Consider the following 13,500-nt stretch of genomic DNA (forward strand, 5'->3'; position numbering starts at 1 on the left):
TGACAGACGCCGATCATCCGGCAAAGCTGCACCGAGCTTGAACGCGCGCCTGACGGCAAACGCACCTGGACTACGGAAGTCGCAATGCCGAACCATAAAAATAAAGCAGCCACCCCCAACCCTGATTCGCCACCGACCCTGATTCACCGTTACCTGTTTCCCGTCACCATCGGCGTATTGCTGGTGGCCGTGGCGGCGATCGGCTGGTTTCTAATCAGCAGCACACCCGCGCCGATCAAACCCGTGCCCGTCAGCACGCCGGCCGTTCAGCCGGCCAAACCGCAACCGGTCGTTGTGGCGCCGGCGAAGATGGTCGACGAGCAACAATGCCAGGGCTGCCACAGCGAACAAATGAGGGACTGGCAAGGCTCCCATCACCAATTGGCGATGCAGGAAGCCACCGCCGAGACGATGCTGGGCGACTTCAATAACGTCACCTTCAAAGCGGAAAACGAAACCACCCGTTTCTCGCGCAAGGACGACGGGTTCTGGGTCAACACGCCCGGCATTGACGGCAAGAATGCCGACTTCAAAGTGGCCTACACCTTTGGCATCGCGCCATTGCAGCAATACCTGATCGAGGTCGGCGAAGGTCGTTTGCAAGCGCTGGGCGTCGCCTGGGATACCGAGAAAAACCGCTGGTTCCACCTCTATCCAGGCCAGGGCGTGAACTTCAAGAACCCGTTGCACTGGAGCAAGCCGAGCCAAAACGCCAACTTCATGTGCGTCGAGTGCCACACCACCGGCTACAAGCGCAATTTCGACGCGGCAAAAAACGCCTTCGACAGTCAATGGAACAGCCTCGGTGTCGGTTGTCAGGCGTGTCACGGCCCCGCGTCCAGTCACCTGGAATGGACCGCGAAAAAAGGCGATCTGATCCATGCCGGTTTTGCGGTCGACCTCAAGGACAAGGACGCCACGGTCGAGATCGAAACCTGTGCCCGCTGCCATTCGCGCCGCGCACCGCTGGGCGACGGCTTCACCGTTGGCAAACGCTTGATGGACGATTACCTGCCGAGCCCCCTGACCCGCGAGTTGTATGCGCTGGACGGCAAGATCAAGGATGAAGTGTTCGAGCACGGCTCTTTCGCCCAAAGCAAAATGTTCGACAAGGGCGTGCGTTGCAGCAACTGCCACAACCCCCACAGCACCGAACTCAAGGCCCCGGGCAACGGCGTCTGCCTGCAATGCCACAACACCGCCGGCAAGACCCCGGTGGCAGGCGTCGACGGCAAGGGTTTGCAAGCGAAGAACTACGATTCCATCGAACACACCCGGCACACCATGGGCCAACCCGGCTCGCAATGCGTGGATTGCCACATGCCCGGCAAGTTCTACATGGGCAACGACTTCCGGCATGACCACAGTTTCAGCATTCCCAATCCGCAGCGAGCACAGAAACTCGGCACACCAGACGCCTGTTTGACCTGTCATCAGGGCAAGGCCGGCGACAAGATCACCGAGCAATTCAAGCTGTGGAATACCGCCAACACCGCGCAAGCGCCACGCTATGACGAAAGCCTGTGGCTGATTCGCAACGGTCAGCCCGGTGCCGCGCAAGCCTTGTATGAGCAGCTGCAGCGCAGCAATCTGCCGGCGATCCAGCGCGCCACCTTGCTGGCAGAGTTGCCGCTGTACCCGAGTGAGCAGGCGCTGAAACTCGCGACCAAGGACTTGAGCCACCCGGCACCGCAAGTGCGTGAAAGCGCGGTTCGGGCGATCAGCGCGTTCCTGCCGTCGCCGGAGCGCGCGCCGCTGCTGACGCCGTTGCTGGGCGACCCGGTGAAGGCTGTGCGGATCGTTGCGGCCAGGGACCTGCTGAGCGTCGCTCGCAACGGATTGGGCAACGCCCAGGCGAACTGGAATGCGGCGATTGCCGAGTACGAAGCGGTGCAGATCAGCCTGGCCGAGCGCGCCGAGGCCAACCTCAACCTGGCGATGCTCTATCAGGCCAGCGGTCGCAATGGCGAAGTCGAATCGCTGCTGCGTACTGCGCTCAAGCGTGATCCCGATTTCTACCCGGCGCTGGTGACGCTGGTGCAATGGCTGGAAGCCAATGGACGCGCTCAAGAGGCGCAGACGCTGTTGGCGCAGAGCCTGAAAGAACACCCGGACGCCGCCCTGTTGCAACACACCCAAGGCTTGTCGCTGGTGCGCGCGGGCAAATCCGCCCAGGCCATGCCGGCCCTGCGCAAAGCCGCGCAACTGGAACCACAGAACGCCCAATACGGCTACGTGCTGGCCGTGGCGTTGCACGACAGCGGCAAGGTCGATGAAGCCTGCGAAGAGCTGGAGCGCTTGTTGAAAGTGCAGCCAGCCAATCGCAATGCGCGGTTGTCGCTGATCCAGTACTACCTGGAAAACGGACAGGAACCGAAGGCGCAGGTGCTGTTGCAAGGCTGGAAGAAAATGAACATGGGCGATCCGGCGTTGAAATGATCGGAGGTTGATCCGATGGCCCCTTCGCGGGCAAGCCACGCTCCCACAGGTTCTGCGTAATCCTTGTGGGAGCGTGGCTTGCCCGCGAAGGCGTCACCACGGTCTCAGATCAGCCTCACCACGAAGAACCACTCTTCAACGCCAACTCCCGCCGACTGTTCGCCCGCATCGCCTTGATCAACGACACCGTGCCCACCAGGATAATCACCCCGGCGAACAGGAAGTCGATGGTGTACAGCTGGAAGTCCTTCATCGGCCCCACCAGCAACACTCGAATCGCGCCGATCCCCACCAGCGTGGCGAGAAAATCGATCCCCGGTTCATCGCGATAGAACACGTGCAGCAGCGGCAGGCACAGCACCAGTAGCGACAGCAGCACGATCACCTTGAACGAGCCTTTGCGCTCGACGCTGAACGCGCACTCGTGGACGCCGTAGGCCTTGTAGTCTTCATCGCGGATCATCGAGTTGCGTTCGTTGATGTAGTCGACGCGGTTGTACTTCTGGATCGGCGTGAAGGTGTTCGACATCTCCATCAGCGTGGTGATGTTTTTGAACCTCAGGTCGATGCGCTCGTTGCCCTTGAGGTAATACAGCACCGGTTTGTAGCCATAGCGGTAGGTATCGAAGGGAAAATCCGTGGCCCGGCCCTGCACCCCGATGGGGCGTGGCTCGAGTTCGGCGTAGGCGCTTTTGCTGGCCGATGCGAGGTTGCGGCTCAGCGGCTGGATCTTGACCTGCTCAAGGAAAATCGGCGTGACGCCGTACGACCACTGCAAGGGTTCCAGACGCAGGCGCAATTCGTTGCGGCCCAGGTCGTAGCGGTTGAAGGTACGCTCGGACACCACTACGGCACCGCTGAGCATGAACTCGCCGCGCACCGTGTTGGTGATGCGCAGCGTCAGTTGATCCTTGCCCAGCGCGGCGGCATCGCTGGCCGGTGGCGTGCCGCACCAGGCCGTACTGTCGAAGGCGCCGCCCAACTGGCCGTCGCGGTTTTCCTTGAACACATAAAAGTAACTGGCCCACAGCGCCACAATCAGCAACAGCGCAATCAGCCCCAAAATCTTCTTGCCCACACTCAAACCAGACTCCTTTCTTGACTGACTCCCTTTCGAGTGCGGACTCTACCAAAATGCCATCATCGCCCCAAGCAAAAATACAAGGACATGCCATGTAGCAGCTGTCGAGCCTGCGAGGCTGCGTTCGGCGACGAAGTCGTCGCAAACCCTGCAAACGCGGTTTTCCTGTAATCCGCATCGCCTGATTTCACGACGACTTCGTCGCCGAACGCTGCCTCGCGCTGCTCGACAGCTGCTACAGAAAGCAGTGTTGGGCTTGTGTATTAGCGGCGTCTGAACAACGGCCGCGGTTCAATCACTGAACGACCGTATAACACGCTCATCCCGGCCAGTCCCTTCAGCGCGTCCTCAGCGGATTTGTCCTCGCGCACTGCAAAGCTGTCGAAACCGCATTGGCGCATGTGGCTGAGTTGATCGCGCAACACATCGCCGACCGCGCGCAACTCTCCCGTCCAGCCCAACCGAGTGCGCAGCAGGTACGCCTGGCTGTAACCGCGACCGTCGCGAAAACTCGGGAAGTCCAGGGCAATCAACGGCAATGAGTCAAACCATGGTTTGAGACTTTCTACCTCATCATCCGGCCCCAGCCAGACCGCATGCTGCGCCGGCTCTGGAAGCCAGCGACTCAACGGCAATATCAGCGGCCCGGTCGGTAACTCACCCTCCAACTCCCGGACCAGCACCCACGGATCGTCAGCCACAACCCGCGGCACACCCTCCTCCAGTCGCAGCAGATTGTTCATGCCGAGACCTCCAGCATCTTCGGATAAACCTGCTCCTTGAACGGCTCAAGACCGATGCGCTGCAAGGTGTCGACGAACAGTTCTTCGCTCTCGCGGTAACTGACGAACGTGGCGATGATCCGCTCGATCACCTCGGGCACCTCAGCCGCGCTGAACGATGGGCCGATGACCTTGCCCAGGGCGCTGTTCTTGCCCTGGCTGCCGCCGAGGGTGATCTGGTACCACTCGCTGCCGTTCTTATCGACCCCCAGAATGCCGATGTTGCCGATGTGGTGGTGACCGCAGGCGTTCATGCAGCCGGAGATGTTCAGGCTGATGTCACCCAGGTCGTGGAGGTAATCCAGGTCCTCGAAACGGCCTTGAATCGCCTGGGCAATCGGAATGGATTTGGCGTTGGCCAGCGCGCAGAAGTCGCCGCCGGGGCACGCGATGATGTCGGTCAGCAAGCCTATGTTGGCGCAGCCCAGGCCCTGTTCGCAGGCCAGGCACCACAACGTGTAGAGATCAGCCTTTGGCACATCCGGCAGCACGATGTTCTGTTCATGGGCGATGCGAATCTCGCCGAAACCGAACTGCTCGGACCACTCGGCCACGGCCATCATCTGCGCGGTCGTCACGTCCCCCGGCGGTGAGTCGAAGCCCGGTTTGGTCGACAGCACGACGCTGGTGTAACCCGCGACCTTGTGCGGCTGGACGTTGCGCGTGACCCAGCGCGCGAAGGCCGGGTTCTCGGCCATTCGCGTGCCGAAATCCAGGTCAGTGCCGGCCAGTGAACGGTAGTCGGGGGACACGAAGGCACTGGCGACACGCTCATACTCGACGTCGGTCAACTGCGCCGGACCGTCCTTGAGGTACTGCCACTCCTCATCCACTTCCCTGGCGAACGCTTCGATACCCAGGGCTTTGACTAGAATCTTGATCCGCGCCTTGTACTTGTTGTCGCGTCGACCGTGGCGGTTGTAGACCCGCAGCACCGCCTCGACGTAGGACAGCAAATGCTGCCACGGCAAGCCCTCGCGGATCTGCAGGCCGAGAATCGGCGTACGCCCCAACCCGCCGCCAACGATGACCCGCAACAGCATCTGCCCGTTGTCATCGCGATAAAGGTAGAGCCCGATGTCATGCATCATGATCGCGGCGCGGTCCTGCTCCGCCGAGCAGATGGCGATCTTGAACTTGCGTGGCAGGAACAGGAATTCCGGGTTGATGGTCGACCACTGGCGCAGGATCTCGGCCAGCGGTCGCGGGTCCATCAGTTCGTCGGCCGCCACACCGGCAAACGCTTCGGTGGTGATGTTGCGCACGCAGTTGCCGGAGGTCTGGATTGCGTGCATCTCGACCTGGGCCAGCCGTTCGAGAATGTCCGGCACCTGCGCCAGTTCGATCCAGTTGAACTGCATGTTTTGCCGGGTGGTGAAGTGGCCGTAGCCGCGATCATAGTCCCGGGCGATGCTCGCCAGCGTACGCATTTGCCTGGCGCTCAGGGTCCCGTAAGGAATCGCCACGCGCAACATGTAGGCGTGCTTTTGCATGTACAGGCCGTTCTGCAAACGCAACGGCAGGAACTCTTCTTCGCTCAACTCGCCCGTCATGAAACGCTCGACCTGATCGCGAAACTGCGCAACGCGTTCGAAGACCAGGGCCCGGTCATAGTCATCGTACTGATACATGTGGCTACCTCATCAGGGTGAATCGCACGCTCTGCATCCCCTGTAGCAGCTGTCGAGCACCGCGAGGCAGCGTTCGGCTGCGAAGCAGTCGTCAAACCAGGCGGCTCGGTCTGTCAGATGAACCGTGTGCACAGGGTTTACGGCTGCTTCGCAGCCGAACGCTGCCTCGCGGTGCTCGACAGCTGCTACAGGGTGGCGGTGCTTGTGATGGGGACTATGAACCTGCGGTGCAGTGCATTACAGATTCACCTGAATACTAAAAAACCGTATCAGACTGCGTCAGATCAGCGCAGGCAGGCCTTGCATCTGATCCGCATAAACTCAACTTTTCTGAGTCTGTTTTGTTTCCGGCAGGGTTTCTACAGTTGACAGCATGCCAGTCCGGGTGGCCTGGCAAGACTTTGCAACCGTGGAAGCATTGACCATGAGCACAGCAACAATCGGACAGGCCTATAACTACAAGGTCGTCCGCCAATTTGTCGTGGCGACCATCGTATGGGGCGTCGTGGGGATGGCGATGGGGGTGTGGATCGCCTCGCAACTGGTGTGGCCCGAGATGAACCTCGACCTGCCGTGGACCACCTTCGGCCGCTTGCGCCCGCTGCACACCAGCCTGGTGATTTTCGGCTTTGCCGGCAGCGCACAATTCGCCGCCAGTTACTACGCGGTGCAGCGCACCTGTCAGGTGCGGCTGTACTCCGACAAACTCGCCGCGTTCACCTTCTGGGGCTGGCAATCGGTGATTGTGGTGATGCTGATCACCTTGCCGCTCGGCTACACCACCACCAAGGAATACGCCGAGATCGAGTTCTCCGGCGCGGTGTGGATGACCGTGGTGTGGGTCGCGTACGCCATCGTCTTCTTCACCACCGTGGTGCAACGCAAGACCAAGCATATCTACGTCGGCAACTGGTTCTTCGGCGCGTTCATCGTGGTAATCGCGATGCTGCACGTGGTCAATCACCTGTCGATTCCGGTGGACTGGTTCAAGTCCTACCCGGTGTATTCCGGGGCCACTGACGCGATGGTTCAGTGGTGGTACGGGCACAACGCGGTGGGGTTCTTCCTGACCACCGGGTTCCTCGGGATGATGTATTACTTCGTGCCGAAACAGGTGGGGCGGCCGGTGTATTCCTATCGTCTGTCGATCGTGCATTTCTGGGCGCTGATCACCCTGTACATCTGGGCCGGGCCGCACCACTTGCACTACACCGCGTTGCCGGACTGGGCGCAGTCACTGGGCATGGCGATGTCGCTGATCCTCTTGGCGCCGAGCTGGGGCGGGATGATCAACGGCATGATGACGCTCTCGGGCGCCTGGCATAAATTGCGCACCGACCCGATCCTGCGCTTTCTGGTGCTGTCGCTGGCCTTCTACGGGATGTCGACGTTCGAAGGGCCGATGATGGCGATCAAAACGGTCAACGCCCTCTCCCACTACACCGACTGGACCATCGGCCACGTCCACGCCGGCGCCCTCGGTTGGGTGGCGATGATCACGTTTGGCGCCATTTACCACATGGTCCCGAAAGTCTTCGGCCGCGAGCAGATGTTCAGCACACCGTTGATCAACCTGCACTTCTGGCTGGCGACCATCGGCACGGTGTTGTACATCGCCTCGATGTGGGTCAACGGCATCACCCAAGGGTTGATGTGGCGTGCGATCAACGACGACGGCACCCTGACTTATTCGTTCGTCGAGGCGTTACAGGCCAGCCATCCGGGGTTCGTGGTGCGCTTTGCTGGTGGCGTGTTCTTCCTCAGCGGGATGTTGCTGATGGCGTACAACACCTGGCGCACGGTGCGGGTCGCGGACGTGGCAATGGCCGAACGTGAAGCGCAGATTGCCTGAGGCGAGGAGCTTGAGATGACCGAGATTGTGCTGAATCTGTTTGGGGTCGTGGGGTTTTGGCTGGTGATCGAGTATTGCTTGAAACACCAAACGGCTGAGGGCCTGGAGGATGCCAGCATGATGCCGTTTGCCGATGACCCTGAGGTGGCGCGGCGGGTGGAATTGGCGACGGGGAAGACTGTGAAGGCCGTTGCGCCGGAAGAGGCAAAACCAGGCTGGGGCAACCTGAAAATCTGACACACCACAAATCACTGTGGGAGCGGGCTTGCCCGCGATTGCGGCGTCACATTCAACACATTAGCTGACTGTCATTCCGCCATCGCGGGCAAGCCCGCTCCCACAGGTTATATGTCAGCCTCAGAGATCAGCCGCGCTCGCGGGGGATAAGGCTCTGCAACTGCTGCGCCAGGAAGTTCGCATCGAACGCAAACGTATCCGGGTCCTTCAAACCATTGGTCTTGCGCCATTGCCAGCTCGTGGACGGCGGCAGGCACACCAGCGAAATGCTGCCATAGCGCGCGGCCGTCAACCCCATCACCGCCAACGAAATCTGGCCGCCAGCGCCCATCACATCCGGCACGAATTCCACCGGTTTTCCGGCAATGACAATGCCCAGTTTCTCGGTCTTGAACGTCGAGGTCTCGACCGGGACGCTCGGCCCTGAAGCGACATACGCCTCGCGACTCACCTCCAGCAGATTCGGCGCCTGGACCGGTTCCAGCCACTGCTGGATCTGATCGAACAGTTCACCGATGCGCGTCGCCCACACGGCTGATTGCGACTCAAACACTTGCTTCTTGTGCGCTTCGCTTTCTGCGTAGTGCCGAAGCATCTCGCCCAGTTGCTGTACGTCGTCCATTGCGGTGTTCCTTTGGTTGAAGCGGTGCTGCGGAAATCAATCATGGCAGATGCAAGCCACCGGCGTATCACAAAGCTGACGTGTGAGCGTCTTTTAACGGTGGATGATGGCGACGAGTGGTTACTTTCAGGGGATTACCCCTTGCCTTAAACAGCACCATGACACTTCAACGCAATATGAGCATTACAGTTGATTTGTCGCTGGTGCCCGCCATCGAACATATGGAGACTCCCTCTCAGGCCTGATCTGTCAGCACAGGCCATAGCCTGAGGAAATCCAATGCGCTCCATCGGCCTTATCGGCGGCATGAGCTGGGAGTCCAGCGCCGAGTATTACCGCCTCATCAACCAACAGGTTCGCGACCGGCTCGGGCCGTTGCGTTCGGCGAAATTGCTCATGTACAGCGTCGACTTCGGCCCTGTCGAACAGGCTCAGCATGCCGGACGCTGGGACGACGCTGCAGCGATTCTGGTGGATGCTGCGCGGCGACTGGAGGCTGGCGGCGCCGAATGCGTGGTGCTGTGTACCAACACCATGCACAAGGTGGCCGGGCAGATTCAGGCCGCGATCAGCATTCCGTTTTTGCACATCGCCGACCCGACCGGTCAGGCCGCCGTGGATGCCGGTGCACTGAAAGTCGGTTTGCTCGGGACTGCCTTCACCATGGAACAGGATTTTCTAAAGGATCGACTGAGCGCGATGGGTTTGACGGTGCTGGTGCCGGATGCCGAGGAACGCAACGCCGTGCACCGGATCATCTATGACGAGTTGTGCGTCGGGGTGATCAGCGAGGCGTCGCGCAAGGTGTATCAGCAGGTCATCGAGTCGCTGACGGCGAGAGGCGCTCAGGCGATTATTCTCGGCTGCACCGAAATCGGCATGTTGATCAAATCTGTGCACAGCGCCCTGCCCTTGCTCGACACCACCGAACTGCATGCGCAGGCGGCGGTGGCGTTCGCATTGGGCGACTGAGTCAGTCTGACCTGGGCGTGCGACGCAGGCGCGCCATGCTCAAGGTATTGACCAGGCGGCCGTCCCGTACGGCGTAGTCGCGGAACAGGCCTTCGGTCTCGAAGCCGAACTTGCGGTAGAGCCCGATGGCCGCTTCGTTGTCGGCGTACACCGAAAGCTCGACCCGTTGCAGGTTCATCCAGTTGTCGGCGACGTCCAGCGCCGCCGCCAGCAGTTTTGAACCCACACCTTTGCCCTGCCACGCCACCGCAACAGCCATGCCGAGATTGCCGGCGTGGCTGCGGCGGATCCGCGAGAATTGCTCCAGGCCAATGTTGCCGATGACCGCGCCCTGATGCAGCGCCACCAGTTGCACCGCGCGTTCGTTATCCGGTGCCAGGCGTTGGCGCCAGACCTCGGTGGATTGAAACGGCATTTGCAGCACCTGACGGGTAATGGCCGGCTCGTTGTAGAGCGCGGTGATGCCGTCGATGTGGGATTCTCTGAAGCGTTCGAGGGTGATAGCAGGTTCGGTGGCGGGCATGGGTGACTCATCCTTGATGCAGACATGGCCGCCCACTCTACAACGCAGGCTTGCGGCATGGCGAGATGCAATGTGAAGCCCCCATGTGGGAGCGAGCTTGCTCGCGATTGGGCCTTAGGATTCAACATCAATGTCGACTGTCCAGCCCCCATCGCGAGCAAGCTCGCACCCACAATGGGACAGCGATCAGGCTTCAAACCACTCCCGCCGTTCATTGAAGGTGTTTTGGATCAGCTCGACAATCATCTGCACCTCTGCCTGCCCCGTGGACTCGGCATTGACCGCCATCCACACCTGGCGCTGCATCGGCTGGTCGAACAGCCCCGACAGCGCAATCAGCCCGCGATCAAACCGGCTCATGTAATTGGGCAGCAAACCAATGCAGGCGCTGCAACGGATCATCTCCAGCAACAGTTCATAAGAATGCAACTGCACCACGCCGGCCAGGCGCTGATCGACCACGCCGTTCCACGGCCGAAAACTCTCGACCTGACGATCAGGCTGCCATTGCACCAACATGAAGTCGGCCAGGTCATCGAGATTGTCAGGGCGGGCCGCAACCCGCGAATAGCGTTTGGCGATGTGCGGCAGATAGTCCAGTCGCGCCAGACGCTGAGGTTCGCTGATGGCGAAGCTCGGCCCCGGCAGTGGTGAATCGGTACCGGCCAGCCACAGCACCACGTCGGCACTGATCGCTTGCAGCGACAGTTCGCTGTCCAGCGTAATGATGTCCAGGCGCACGCTGGCATTACGTCGCAACAGCGCGACCAGATCGCGCCCCAGAATGTCGTGCAGAATCGACTCGGCCACGGCCAATCGAATCAGCGGCTGCTCGATCACCGGCACGTCGTGCTCATGGGCCAGGGCGATCAATTGCGCCTGAAGCTGTAACCCTTCATGACTCAAGGCCAGGCCATTGTCCTGATGATTGAACAGCGAACACTGCAATTGCGTTTCAAGCAGCGCGAGGTGTTTGCGCAACTGGGTTGATTTGATGTTGAGGCTGCGCGCCGCCTGCATGAAACAGCCGCAACGGGCACTGACCCGGAAAGACTGCGCCAGCACCGGATCGATACCGGCGGCGCGGGTGGATTCCATGAATGACATCAATGACTCCTTGTCGATCTATCCTTGAAAACCTCATCCTGCGCAGCGTTTATGAACCTGACGTGACACCCTGCGCGGAAAATCGATTCAGCTGCTGGGGCTTTGCCGAAAACTCACCGCCAGCCGATTCCAGCTGTTGATGGTGGTGACGGCGATGGTCAAGTCGACCATTTCGTTTTCGTTGAACTGCTCCCGGGCCAAGGCGTAGACGTCGTCCGGCACATGGTTTTCAGAGAGCAAGGTCACCGCTTCGGTCCAGGCCAGCGCCGCACGCTCGCGAGGGTTGAAGAAGCCGCTGTCGCGCCACACCACAATCGAATACAAACGCCGATCCGTCTCACCGAGGCGCCGTGCGTCCACTGAATGCATGTCGGTGCAGAAGGCGCAGCCATTGAGTTGCGAGGCGCGGATCTTGATCAAATGCAGCAAGGCCGGCTCGATGCTGAGGTTGCTGGTCAAGGCCTCCATGGCAATCATCGCTTTCATCGCTTTGGGCGATGCGCTGTAGTAATCCAGACGGGCATTCATGGAGCGACCTCTTGGATCAAATAGAGACTTCCAAGGTAGGCGCTGGCGCACGGACGTTACAGATCCAATTCAGCGAAAAAGCCGTGGACCATTCGCCGGCAGACCAATACGGGGTTTTTCGCCCACGCAACTTCTGCGCGACGGCTCATGCGGGTACTCTGGCGCGACGCACACGCGCCTCAATCGCCCCAGGAGCCTCGCCGGTATGGAACTTCATGTTGTCATCAACGGCCGCAAGGACCTGGCAGGCCAGTTGTACAACCAACTGCGCAGCGCTATTGAATCCGGCCGCCTGGCAGCCGGGTCGCAGCTGCCGCCCAGCCGTTTGCTGGCCGAACAGCTGGGCATTTCTCGCAAGACCATTTCCGACACCTATGCGCAACTGACCTACGAAAACTTCCTCACCGGGGTGATCGGCAAAGGCACTTTCGTCAATGCCCGCACAGCCAAAGCCGTGCCCAAGCAAAGCCATTCCGAGTTGGCGAGCTTTGAGGTGATCGAGTCCTGGCGCAAGCTGCCGGTGTTTCTGCGTCACCCGACCCTGGAAGGCTCGTTACGCTACGACTTCATCGGTGGCGCGACCAGCAAAGGTCAGTTTCCGCAGGACGATTGGCGGCGCTGCACCTCCCACGCATTGCGCCAGATCGCCGCGTCGAAGGGCTTCTACAGCCTGCCCGAAGGCCTGCCGGCACTGCGCAACGCGATCGCCCGGCACATCGCGTTTTCTCGCGGGGTCAATTGCCAGGACGAAGACGTGGTGGTGTGCAACGGCGCGCAGCAGGCGCTGGACCTGATCTCCCGGGTGCTGATGCGTCCAGGCAGCATTGTCGCCATGGAAGACCCCGGCTATCCGCCGGCACGCTTATTGTTTGGCACCCACGGGGCCACGGTGATCGGGGTGCCGGTGGATGCTGAAGGGATTGAGGTGGATAAAATCCCCCTCGGCACCCGGCTGATTTACGTCACGCCCTCCCACCAGTTCCCGCTGGGCATGCCGATGAGCCAGGCACGCCGGGTGGCGCTGCTGGAACGGGCCCACGAGTTGGGCGCGATCATCATCGAGGACGACTACGACAGCGAGTTCCGCTACGAAGGTCGCCCCACCGATTCACTGCAAAGCATGGATGAGCGCGGCATCGTCGCCTATGTCGGGACCTTTTCGAAAACCATGTTGCCGGAGCTACGCCTCGGTTACGCGGTGTTGCCGCCGGCGATTCTTGAAGCCGTCATCCGCGCCAAGCAGCTCACCGACCTGCACACCTCCACCCTGCCCCAATGGGCGCTGGCCAAATTCATCGCCGAAGGTTGCCTGCTCAAGCACATCCGGCGCTGCCATACGATCTATGCCGGGCGCCGCGAGCGGATCCTGACACGCATGGCGGGCGACCTTTCACCCTGGCTCGAACCTGTGCCCACCACGGCCGGCTTCCACATGGTGGTTATGTGCAAAGTGCCTATCGATATTCCATTGGTGATCGAACTGGCCAAAAAAGTCGAAGTCGGGCTTTACGCCATCGACAGTTTTTTCTATCAGCAAGCGCCACGGGCCGGACTTTTCCTCGGTTTTGGCGCCATCGAAACCCTGGACATCGACATCGCCCTGGACCGCTTGCGCGACATTCTCCAGCAAGTGGCCTGATCGATTGGTCTGCGGCTTTATCCGGCGATTGGCTATTGGCGACCCACCGGTGCAGGCCTATCCTGCATAAGCGTTATCCCTCAGTGA

Annotated in this window: 12 protein-coding genes; 5 read left to right on the plus strand and 7 right to left on the minus strand. The window is 60.5% G+C overall.

What is annotated here, in order from left to right; all coding sequences use genetic code 11:
- Positions 1–84 precede the first annotated feature (84 nt).
- Positions 85–2,439: a tetratricopeptide repeat protein gene (locus ACYZT8_RS15540; protein ID WP_461973924.1), complete on the plus strand. Its 2,355-nt coding sequence runs from the start codon at positions 85–87 to the stop codon at positions 2,437–2,439.
- A gap of 115 nt (positions 2,440–2,554) precedes the next feature.
- Here the strand turns inward: ACYZT8_RS15540 and ACYZT8_RS15545 are convergent, their stop codons facing one another.
- The 3 genes from ACYZT8_RS15545 to ACYZT8_RS15555 all read right to left on the minus strand — a co-directional run bounded on the left by ACYZT8_RS15545 (position 2,555) and on the right by ACYZT8_RS15555 (position 5,933).
- Positions 2,555–3,523, minus strand: coding sequence for a hypothetical protein (locus ACYZT8_RS15545; RefSeq protein WP_461973926.1), 969 nt, complete (start codon positions 3,521–3,523; stop codon positions 2,555–2,557).
- A 260-nt stretch (positions 3,524–3,783) separates the two neighbouring features.
- Complete coding sequence (locus ACYZT8_RS15550) at positions 3,784–4,263, minus strand: DUF934 domain-containing protein (protein ID WP_461973929.1); 480 nt, start codon at positions 4,261–4,263, stop codon at positions 3,784–3,786.
- Positions 4,260–5,933 carry a nitrite/sulfite reductase gene (locus ACYZT8_RS15555; RefSeq protein ID WP_461973931.1) on the minus strand — a complete coding sequence of 558 codons (1,674 nt, stop codon included), beginning with the start codon at positions 5,931–5,933 and terminating at the stop codon, positions 4,260–4,262. The genes ACYZT8_RS15550 and ACYZT8_RS15555 overlap by 4 nt, the downstream gene beginning before the upstream one ends.
- Positions 5,934–6,357: 424 nt before the next feature.
- Between ACYZT8_RS15555 and ccoN the strand changes: the two genes are divergently transcribed.
- Positions 6,358–7,785, plus strand: a complete 1,428-nt coding sequence (gene ccoN / locus ACYZT8_RS15560) for a cytochrome-c oxidase, cbb3-type subunit I (protein ID WP_461973933.1) — start codon at positions 6,358–6,360, stop codon at positions 7,783–7,785.
- Positions 7,786–7,800: 15 nt separating this feature from the next.
- Positions 7,801–8,022, plus strand: coding sequence for a cbb3-type cytochrome c oxidase subunit 3 (locus ACYZT8_RS15565; protein ID WP_461973935.1), 222 nt, complete (start codon positions 7,801–7,803; stop codon positions 8,020–8,022).
- Between the two features lie 127 nt (positions 8,023–8,149).
- Here the strand turns inward: ACYZT8_RS15565 and ACYZT8_RS15570 are convergent, their stop codons facing one another.
- The gene (locus tag ACYZT8_RS15570) at positions 8,150–8,644 is read right to left on the minus strand and encodes a hypothetical protein (RefSeq protein WP_461973937.1); all 495 of its coding nucleotides are present in this window, start codon (positions 8,642–8,644) and stop codon (positions 8,150–8,152) included.
- Positions 8,645–8,923: 279 nt separating this feature from the next.
- Between ACYZT8_RS15570 and ACYZT8_RS15575 the strand changes: the two genes are divergently transcribed.
- A complete protein-coding gene (locus ACYZT8_RS15575) occupies positions 8,924–9,616 on the plus strand; it encodes an aspartate/glutamate racemase family protein (RefSeq protein WP_461973939.1) in 693 nt (230 codons plus the stop codon).
- A gap of 1 nt (position 9,617) precedes the next feature.
- Here ACYZT8_RS15575 and ACYZT8_RS15580 read toward each other — a convergent pair whose 3' ends face one another.
- The 3 genes from ACYZT8_RS15580 to ACYZT8_RS15590 all read right to left on the minus strand — a co-directional run bounded on the left by ACYZT8_RS15580 (position 9,618) and on the right by ACYZT8_RS15590 (position 11,774).
- The gene (locus ACYZT8_RS15580; RefSeq protein WP_461973941.1) at positions 9,618–10,139 is read right to left on the minus strand and encodes a GNAT family N-acetyltransferase; all 522 of its coding nucleotides are present in this window, start codon (positions 10,137–10,139) and stop codon (positions 9,618–9,620) included.
- Between the two features lie 186 nt (positions 10,140–10,325).
- Positions 10,326–11,246, minus strand: coding sequence for a LysR substrate-binding domain-containing protein (locus tag ACYZT8_RS15585; protein WP_461973943.1), 921 nt, complete (start codon positions 11,244–11,246; stop codon positions 10,326–10,328).
- An 87-nt stretch (positions 11,247–11,333) separates the two neighbouring features.
- Positions 11,334–11,774: a carboxymuconolactone decarboxylase family protein gene (locus ACYZT8_RS15590; RefSeq protein ID WP_131062888.1), complete on the minus strand. Its 441-nt coding sequence runs from the start codon at positions 11,772–11,774 to the stop codon at positions 11,334–11,336.
- 205 nt (positions 11,775–11,979) lie between these two features.
- Here ACYZT8_RS15590 and pdxR point away from each other — a divergent pair, with 205 nt between their 5' ends.
- Complete coding sequence (pdxR, locus tag ACYZT8_RS15595; protein WP_461973945.1) at positions 11,980–13,413, plus strand: MocR-like pyridoxine biosynthesis transcription factor PdxR; 1,434 nt, start codon at positions 11,980–11,982, stop codon at positions 13,411–13,413.
- Positions 13,414–13,500 lie beyond the last annotated feature (87 nt).

The organism is Pseudomonas sp. LB3P93, assembly GCF_054898025.1.